Below are 8,860 nucleotides of genomic sequence, written 5' to 3'. Positions count from 1 at the left end.
AATACGTTATAATGTCTCCTCCCTTAAACTCATTTAAAATTTCTTTTAAAATATCTACAATCTCCTGCTTTGTTATATCCCCAAGATCGCTTCTTATGGATTCTAGTTCATATATTATTCTAAATGGATTATCCGTAACTTTTTTACCAGTATTTTCGTTGTTTATATCTCTTAAATCGATCTCTATATCTTTACCTTTATAGTGCAAAAGCCATATATCCTCGCCGCTATAGTTCATATCTCTAGGATCTCCGATAGTGATACTGCGCACTGAAAAAAGCCAAATACCTCTTTCTCGATCTATACACCAGCTTCTTGAATTTAAGCTCACCCAATCAAGCTCACCCTGATAATACTTATTGCATATCTCATTGCAGGGTTTTAGTAAATCGTATTTCTCGACATCCTCTTTTGAAATACGCTCTGTAACAAACGCCATTCTCTCCTCCTTAAGAATTTAAAATTTTAGACTGCTTGCGGGTTGCCGCCGTCTTTTGCTCTTGCGACAAATCGTTTAGCCATTTGCGCAAATGGCTAAATATACGCTAAGCTCTATCTTGCCGCGCCGCGCAAATTTTAAAATTTCGCTTTTATACAGGCGCTGTTTTCTTGCGGGTCTCTCGCCGATAACTCGCCGTCTGCTGCTTAGATGAAATTTTAAAATTCCACTACCTGAACGCATGGATGAAATTTTAAATTTTCGCCGTCCGCGCGCACGAACGAAATTTTAAAATTCCACGCCGCTTAACACGAGCGGATGAAATTTTATAAAATTTTGCCGCCGCAAACCAAAGCGCAAATAAACGCGCTAGCGCACAGAAATCGCGCGAATTAACAAAAGTCACGTTTGAATTTCATCGATAAATTTATGAATCCCGCCTATGCTTCGGCGGTTTCGTTTTCGTCGATTACGGCTTGCATAGTGTCTCTGGCGTGCTGCAGCCAATCTTTATCGCTCGTATCGAGCAGGTCTAGGTAGATGATTTTGACGTGTCCGCTGTGGACGGTGAAATCGTGAGAGTTTGCGATGTGCTGCGTGCCGATGAGCACCACGGGCTGGACGCGCAGACCGAGCTTGCTAACGATCGCTTTGGCGCCGCTTTGGAATTGCAAAAGCTGCGTGCCGCGATGTCTGGTGCCCTCGGGAAACATCGTGATGACGCGCCCTTCGCTCACGCGCTGCTGCACTTCGTGCACGATCCGCACCAGATCGCGCGGATTTGAGCGATCGACCTGGATCATCTTCGGAAGAGTGATGATTTTGCCGATGATAGGGATGTCTGCGATCTCTTTTTTAGCGATCCAGCAGATATCGGCGGGATGAGTCTCTTCAAGCACGACGATATCCATTATGCTTTGGTGGTTGGCGATTACTAGCTGCGCGCGCGGATCGGGAGTACCTACGATCTGGATATCATATCCGATGCCATAGCGCTGGAAGCGCCCCCAAATGCGGCGGAAGCGGCGATGAGAGGAGTTTTTCACCGCCATGGCGATCACGACGCAAACGACGGTAAAAATAAACCAAATCGCGTAAAATAGCGCTCTAATCCTTGCTAAGCTCATCTTTTTTAACCCAGCCGATCTTGTTGCCGCCCAGCATGATTTTATAAAATTCCTTATTCGTACCCAAAATTTCGACCTTTTCGGGATTTTTAGTCACGTAAAACACGGTGGAGCTTTGCATAGGCAGAATTCTAACGGGAGAATTTTGCGCGATGCTGCCCGTGCCGTAAGGTCTTTGTGCGTAGAAATTTACCGCTAAAATCAGTATCGCGAAAATGAGCGGCGTGATATTTTTACTAAGCAGAAACATCACCAAAAGCACGGCAGCTAGCGTGTAGATCGCGATCTGCTTATAGGCTTCGAACTTGCTTTCTTTCGGATTTAGACCGATCTGCGTGCTAAGATCCTCGGCGTGCGGATTAAGCTCAAGACCGAAATTTTCAAATTTTTTAGTATTAAGATTGAAATAGCTGAAGTCTAAATTTGTGATATTTTTATCCACGACGGCGAAATAATATCCGCTCTGACTTGCGTATGTGCCGCGCACGGAGTCCACACCCTGCTTGATGATGGCAGGATTATCGATACTAAAAGCGCTGATTGCGCCGTTTCGGATACCAAGATCGAGCGTGAGTAAATTCGATGCGTCGTCAAATTTTGTAGTTTTGTAGTTTTTAAGTTTCAGCTCGTCAGCTACGATATGCGAAAAATTAGGCTTCGTGTCAAGCTTCATAAATTCCGGATTATCAGGTTTGATAGAGCTTTTTTCAAAGAATTCTCCGTTGCGCTGCAAGGTCAAAACGAGCTCATTTATCTTATCGCTCTTATCGCTTGCTGCAAACCACAGCGTCGTCTCAAACATCTCGTCACCCTCAATCCACGTAAGATTGTCAGCATTAAGCCACTTCATACCATTGGTGCGGCTGATCTCTAGCTTTGGCTTGACGGTGATTTTCTGCCCTAAATACACGGCGAAATCAATCTTAAAAATTTGATTGCAATACACCTTCCTAGGCATCCCGCTGGCTTTTAGCGTAAGCTCCTTAGGCTTAATGTCCTGATAGACCTTATCGTCGGATACATCAAGATCGACTTCGTTAGTAGGCGCCAAAGCCTTAAGATCATCGATGCTTAGATTATCCATCGACATAACCTCTTTTTTATTATACTTCAGCATCACCTTGGAATTATCGCGCGTCTGCGGCTCATCCGGCTTATCCTCAGCTTTTTTCGGTGCATATTTACTTAGATCATCAAGCGAATCGATCTCAATCTCCGGCGCAGCAAACGCAAGCGTGCAGACACCTAAAATAGTAAGAATTCTTTTTAGCAAATTAAGCCTTTTAGCATTTTCTCTCCGTCCGTGCCGCCCAAAATAGGCTCTATCGCGCGCTCAGGATGCGGCATCAGGCCGAAAATCTTTTTGTTTTTATCGCAAATCCCGGCAATTGCGTCCACTGAGCCGTTCGGATTTAGATCCGCGCCGTTTTCGTCGCAATATTTTAGCAGCACGCAATCCTCGTCGTATAGCGACTTTAGCGTATCCGCAGGCGCATAATAGTTTCCCTCGCCATGCGCGATCGGGATATTTAAAATTTCGCCCTTGTCGCAACAGTGCAGAAATTTATTGTCGTTTGAAACGACGCGCAGATGGTGAAATTTTGAGATGAATCTTAAATTTATATTTCTACTCATCGCTCCTGCAAGCAGCTTCAGCTCCAAAAGCATCTGAAAGCCGTTGCAGATGCCCAAAATATAGCCGCCCTTTCGCGCGTGATCAAGCACCGCTTGCATTACGGGGCTAAATTTAGCAATCGCCGCGGTTCGCAAATAATCCCCGTAGCTAAATCCGCCCGGCAGCACGATCAGATCGGCATTTATGGCGGTTTCTTTATGCCAGATTATCTGCGTTTCGCAACCCAGCGCGTCAAAGGCGTATTTGGTGTCGCGCTCGCAGTTGGTACCGGGGAAATTTACGATCGCTACCTTCATATCACGATCTCGTAGTCTTCGATGACGGTGTTTGCCAAAATTTCATCGCACATCCTAGCGACGTCGGCGTAAATCTTATCCCTATCCTCGCCATTTATATCAAGGACGATCTGTTTGGCTACGTGCACATCCTCTACCCCGCTAAAGCCAAGCGAAGCGAGGGCGTGTTTGACCGCCTTGCCCTGCGGATCGAGCACGCCCTCTTTAAGTCTTACGTTTACGATTACCCTCATCGCTTATCCTAAAATTCTATGCAAGACCTCTTCGTAGGCCACTTTTACGCTACCAAGATCCTGCCTGAATACGTCCTTATCGAGCTTTTTATCGGTCTGTTTGTCCCAAAAGCGGCAGCTATCAGGGCTGATCTCGTCTGCAAGTAGGATATTGCCGTCCTTATCTCTGCCAAGCTCGATTTTGAAGTCTACGAGCTTTAAATTTCGCTCATCGAAAAATTTAATCAAGATTTCATTGATCTTGCGCGCGATCTTTTTGAGCTCGTCAAGCTCGCTTTGGCTCTTTACGGCGCCAAGCAGCAAGCAATGCTCGTCATTTAGGATCGGATCGCCCAACTCATCGTCTTTATAGCAAAACTCCACCAGTGTAAACGGAAGCTTCGTGCCCTCTTTGATGCCTAGGCGCTTTGTAAGCGAGCCGGTGGCGATATTGCGAGCGATGATCTCAAGAGGGAAAATCTTGCATTTTTTTACGAGCTGCTCGGTCGGACTGATCGTCTCAACAAGCGCGGTGGCGATGCCGTGCTTTTTAAGCAGATCGAAAATCAGCGTCGAAATTTTACAATTCAGCGCGCCCTTGCCGCTCTCTTCGGCTTTTTTGACGCCGTTAAACGCCGTAAGCGAATCTTTAAATTCCGAGATCAAAAGGTCGTCACTTTCGTTAACCGACCACATCTTTTTGCCCTTGCCTTCGTAGATGAGCTCTTTTTTGGTAGCTTGCATCACACTCTCCTTACTTGATGTTTAGAATTTTTATCGCGTCTATTGCGGTTTTTAACTGGATATCGTTATTAATCTGCTCTGCGGTGATGAAATTTTTCTCATCCTTTTTCTGAGTATCTTTTTTCTTGGTCTCGACCTTGGCTAACTCGCCTTGCAGGTGCTTTTTGAGATCGGCTTCTTTTAGCGAGAATTCATCCTCGTCGCGGCTCGGCACCTTGCCCGGCGCCACTATGAGATCAGGCGTCACGCCCACCGCTTGGATAGTGCGGCCGCTTGATAGATAGTATCGCGCGATAGTTAGTCGCAAGGCTTCTTTATCCTCGATCGGTAGGATCACCTGCACGCTTCCCTTACCAAAAGTTTTTTCACCAACCAACACGGCGCGCTTTAGATCCTGAAGCGAGCCGCTTACGATCTCGCTCGCGCTCGCGCTGCCGCCATTAACCAAAACCACAAGCGGTAGATCGGTGATCTTCTTTTTAGGATCGGCGTTATGCGCTTCGGTTTCGTTTTTCGCGCGCCCTTTTTGAGAGACGATAAGACCTTTGCTGACGAATAAATTTACAAGTCCGATCGCCTGATCCAAAAGCCCGCCCGGGTTATTTCGCAGATCCAAAATAATACCCTTGGCATCTCTGTGCTCTTTTATAAATTTGCTCGCGTCCGCCACCACGTGCTGATCGAAATTTGTAACGCGCAGATATAAAATTTTATCATCCTCGATCATCTTAGCATAGACCGATTCTACTTTGATTATGTCGCGGATAATCTCGACGTCGAAAGGCTTGCTAACACCCTTGCGCACGATCGTTAGAGTGATTTTGGTTTTCGGCTTACCGCGCATTTTTGAGACCGCATCGTCGATCGTGATGCCGAAGGTCGCGTTGCCGTCGATACGCAAGATCACATCGTTAGCCTGAATACCTTTCTTGTCGGCAGGAGTGCCCTCGATAGGCGAGATGACGGTCAAAGCGCCGTCTTTCATACCCACTTGAATTCCAAGCCCACCGAACTCGCCCTCAGTCTGGACTTTCGTATCGTTAAACGCCTTTTCGTCCATATAGCTTGAGTGCGCGTCGAGGTTATTCATAAGCCCCGAGATCGTCTTGTCCACAAGTTCCGAGAATGTCATCTCATCAACATAATTGTTTTCGACGATCGCAAGCGTTTTGGTAAGCTTAGCTAGCGCCTCCAGACGCGTTTTTTCGCTATCTGGTTTTTTAGTCGCATTGACCTCTCTGGCTTGTAAATTTCCGGTAAAAAAACTAACGCCTAAAAATAGAGAAAATATGAATCCCAAGCCGAAGAAGAGGTGTTTTTGTCGCAAAGTTTATCCTTGAAAGTAAAATGGAGTGAATTTTATAGAAAATTGGCTAAAAATAAGGTAAATTTCATACGAAATTTGCGCGTTTACGGATAAATTTAAGGCGAAAATTTTAAAATCTCACTAAAAAACCTTGACATAAAGACACTAAAGTTATATAATGCAATCAACTTCAACTTTAGGAGAAAATTTATGAACGAAACTATTGAAATTTTAACCGATAAAATGCGCTCTTTGCTCGAAAGCAGCGTTTCTTTGGCGATCCATTCTAAAAATAGCGAAGTGGACGTATTACACATGCTCTGGGCTTTGGTAGCCGACAGCGGCTCGGTTCTAAATCAAATTTTTAATAAATTTAGCATCGAAAAGACCGCGGTCGAGCTTGAGATCAAAAGCGAAATTTCAAATTTGCCGACCAGCTCAAACGTCACGAAGGAAAACGTGCGAATCTCGCGCGAGCTGATGAACTCGCTAGAGGTCGCAAAAGGGCTGATGACGAGCTCGGGCGATAAATTTATCGCCGTAGACACCTGGCTGATCGCAAATTTAAATGCAGATCCGCTAAAGAAAATTCTATCTAAATTTGCAGATCTTAGCGAGATCAAAAAGGAGCTGGAGGCGCTTCGCGGCGGCAAAAGCATCGATTCGCAAACCGCCGACGAGACGCTTGAGGCGCTTAGTAAATTCGGCGTCGATCTCACCGCCAAGGCGATCGCGGGCGAGCTCGATCCGGTCATCGGTCGCGACGAGGTGATCTCGCGAATGATGCAAATTTTAATCCGCAAGACGAAAAACAACCCTATCCTGCTCGGCGAGCCGGGCGTGGGAAAAACCGCAGTCGTCGAGGGTCTTGCGCAGCTGATCGCCAAAAAAGAGGTTCCGCTCAGCCTGCAAAACAAACGCGTCATCGCGCTTGATATGAGTGCGCTGATCGCGGGCGCGAAGTACCGCGGCGAGTTTGAAGATAGGCTCAAAGCCGTCATAAACGAGGTCGTAAAAGCCGCGAACGTCGTGCTTTTCATCGATGAAATTCACACCATCGTAGGCGCGGGCGCAAGCGAAGGCTCGATGGATGCCGCAAACATCCTAAAGCCCGCCCTTGCGCGCGGCGAGCTGCACGCGATCGGTGCTACGACGCTGAAAGAGTACCGAAAGTATTTTGAAAAAGACGCCGCGCTTCAGCGCCGCTTCCAGCCTGTAACGGTCGCGGAGCCTAGCGTGAGCGAGGCTACGGCGATCTTGCGCGGCATAAAGGAGCGGCTAGAGGTGCATCACAACGTCACCATCACCGATAGCGCGCTTGTGGCGGCTGCAAGGCTAAGCGACCGCTACATCAGCGATAGATTTTTGCCGGATAAGGCGATCGATCTCATTGACGAAGCGGCGGCGGAGCTTAAAATGCAGATCGAAAGCGAGCCCAACGAGCTTGCCAAGGCCAAGCGCGACATCCTCACGCTTCAGGTCGAAAAGGAAGCCCTTAAGATGGAGGATGACGGCAAAAACGACGAGCGGCTCGCGCAGATCGATAAAGAGATCGAAAATTTAACCGAGCAGAAAAACGCGCTTCAGGCTAAATTTGAAAACGAAAAGTCCGTATTCGGCGGCATCAGCGAGGAGAAAAAAGCGATCGACAGCCTTAAAAACGAAGCGAGCCTAGCAAGACGCAACGGCGATCTTAGCAAGGCTGCCGAGATCGAATACGGCAAGATCCCCGCCGCGCAGGCGAAGGTCAAGGAGCTTGAGGCGAAATGGGACGCGATGAAAGAAAACGGCGTGCTTTTGCGAAACCGCGTGGACGAGGAGAGCGTGGCTGAAATTTTAAGCAAATGGACGGGCATCTCGGTAAGTAAAATGCTCTCCTCCGAAAAGGAGAAATTCCTCCACATCGAGGAGCATCTAAAAGAGAGCGTCGTGGGGCAGGACGAGGCGCTGCACGCCATCGCTCGCGCCGTCAAGCGCAATAAAGCGGGACTCGTAAACGAAAACCGCCCGATCGGAAGCTTTTTGTTTTTGGGCCCTACCGGCGTCGGTAAGACCGAGAGCGCAAAGAGCCTCGCTAGGTTTTTATTCGATGATGAGCGAGCGATGATCCGCTTTGATATGAGCGAGTATATGGAAAAACACAGCGTATCGCGCCTCCTCGGCGCGCCTCCTGGATACGTGGGCTACGACGAGGGCGGACAGCTTACCGAAGCGGTGCGAAGAAAGCCGTATTCTGTGCTGCTTTTTGATGAGATCGAAAAGGCGCACAAGGACGTTTTTAACATCCTGCTTGGAATTTTAGACGACGGGCGCGCGACCGATAACAAGGGCGTTACGGTTGATTTCAAAAACACGATCATCATCCTAACGAGCAATATCGGCTCGGCTAAGATTATGGAGCTTGACGCCAAAAATGCGGACAAGCCGCGCGAGATCGCGCTTGCCGAGCGCGAGGAAGCGATAAAAGGCGAGCTGAAGAATTATTTCAAGCCCGAATTTATCAACCGTCTGGACGACATCGTGATCTTCAACGCCCTAAGCGAGGACGATCTTATAAAAATCGTGGGCATTATGTTTAAGAGTCTGCAAAAAACGCTCGCAAATCGCGGCATTAACGCGAGCCTAAGCGAAAATGCCAAAAAGCTCATCGCCTCGGCGGGCTTTGATATCGAATACGGCGCAAGACCGCTACGAAGGGCGCTCTACGATCTGGTGGAGGATAAGATCGCCGATATGATCCTAAGCGACGAGATCAAAACGGGCGATCGGATCGAAATCGGCGCGCGTGACGGCGAGATCGAGATAAAGAGGGTGAAGTAAAATTCGGCGGAATTTATCCTGTAGGGTAAATTCCGCGCTTCGGTGGAGTAAATTTGGCGAGGTGAATCTAAAATACTTTATTAATATAAATTGGGCTAATAATCTATCTCCTTGGGAATTGAAACCTATTCATGCTCTCTACGATGTAAAGTAGAATTCTATCCCGTTGGGAATTGAAACTTTAATCACTCAAAATTTAAGCCTTGTCGATAGTGTAGAATTTCATCCCGTTGGGAATTGAAACTCAAGCGAATTTATCGAATCAAATAGCTCATTCATC

At 47.4% G+C, this 8,860-nt stretch carries 8 protein-coding genes; 1 reads left to right on the top strand and 7 read right to left on the bottom strand.

Going from position 1 to position 8,860, the window contains the following annotated elements:
* The 7 genes from Q0340_RS07070 to Q0340_RS07040 form a co-directional block, all read right to left on the bottom strand.
* Positions 1-439 (bottom strand): hypothetical protein (locus Q0340_RS07070; RefSeq protein WP_298082725.1); only part of this gene is annotated, 439 nt, incomplete at its 3' end.
* 440 nt (positions 440-879) lie between these two features.
* Positions 880-1,566 (bottom strand): lysophospholipid acyltransferase family protein, encoded by a 687-nt coding sequence (locus tag Q0340_RS07065; protein ID WP_297995232.1) that lies wholly within the window; start codon positions 1,564-1,566, stop codon positions 880-882.
* The gene (locus tag Q0340_RS07060; protein WP_298082724.1) at positions 1,547-2,839 is read right to left on the bottom strand and encodes an SH3 domain-containing protein; all 1,293 of its coding nucleotides are present in this window, start codon (positions 2,837-2,839) and stop codon (positions 1,547-1,549) included. The genes Q0340_RS07065 and Q0340_RS07060 overlap by 20 nt, the downstream gene beginning before the upstream one ends.
* A complete protein-coding gene (gene purQ / locus Q0340_RS07055; protein ID WP_298082723.1) occupies positions 2,833-3,498 on the bottom strand; it encodes a phosphoribosylformylglycinamidine synthase subunit PurQ in 666 nt (221 codons plus the stop codon). Before purQ ends, Q0340_RS07060 begins: the two co-directional genes overlap by 7 nt.
* Positions 3,495-3,731 carry a phosphoribosylformylglycinamidine synthase subunit PurS gene (gene purS, locus Q0340_RS07050; RefSeq protein ID WP_298082722.1) on the bottom strand — a complete coding sequence of 79 codons (237 nt, stop codon included), beginning with the start codon at positions 3,729-3,731 and terminating at the stop codon, positions 3,495-3,497. Before purS ends, purQ begins: the two co-directional genes overlap by 4 nt.
* A gap of 3 nt (positions 3,732-3,734) precedes the next feature.
* Positions 3,735-4,454 carry a phosphoribosylaminoimidazolesuccinocarboxamide synthase gene (gene purC / locus Q0340_RS07045; RefSeq protein WP_298082721.1) on the bottom strand — a complete coding sequence of 240 codons (720 nt, stop codon included), beginning with the start codon at positions 4,452-4,454 and terminating at the stop codon, positions 3,735-3,737.
* A 10-nt stretch (positions 4,455-4,464) separates the two neighbouring features.
* The gene (locus Q0340_RS07040) at positions 4,465-5,754 is read right to left on the bottom strand and encodes a S41 family peptidase (RefSeq protein WP_363317257.1); all 1,290 of its coding nucleotides are present in this window, start codon (positions 5,752-5,754) and stop codon (positions 4,465-4,467) included.
* Between the two features lie 216 nt (positions 5,755-5,970).
* On the opposite strand from Q0340_RS07040, the gene Q0340_RS07035 reads away from it, so the two are divergent.
* Positions 5,971-8,580: an AAA family ATPase gene (locus Q0340_RS07035; protein ID WP_298082720.1), complete on the top strand. Its 2,610-nt coding sequence runs from the start codon at positions 5,971-5,973 to the stop codon at positions 8,578-8,580.
* Positions 8,581-8,860: the final 280 nt, after the last annotated feature.

It is taken from the genome of uncultured Campylobacter sp. (assembly GCF_938045595.1).
Classification (GTDB): Bacteria; Campylobacterota; Campylobacteria; order Campylobacterales; family Campylobacteraceae; genus Campylobacter_B.
This window is presented reverse-complemented; position numbering and strand designations above follow the sequence as displayed.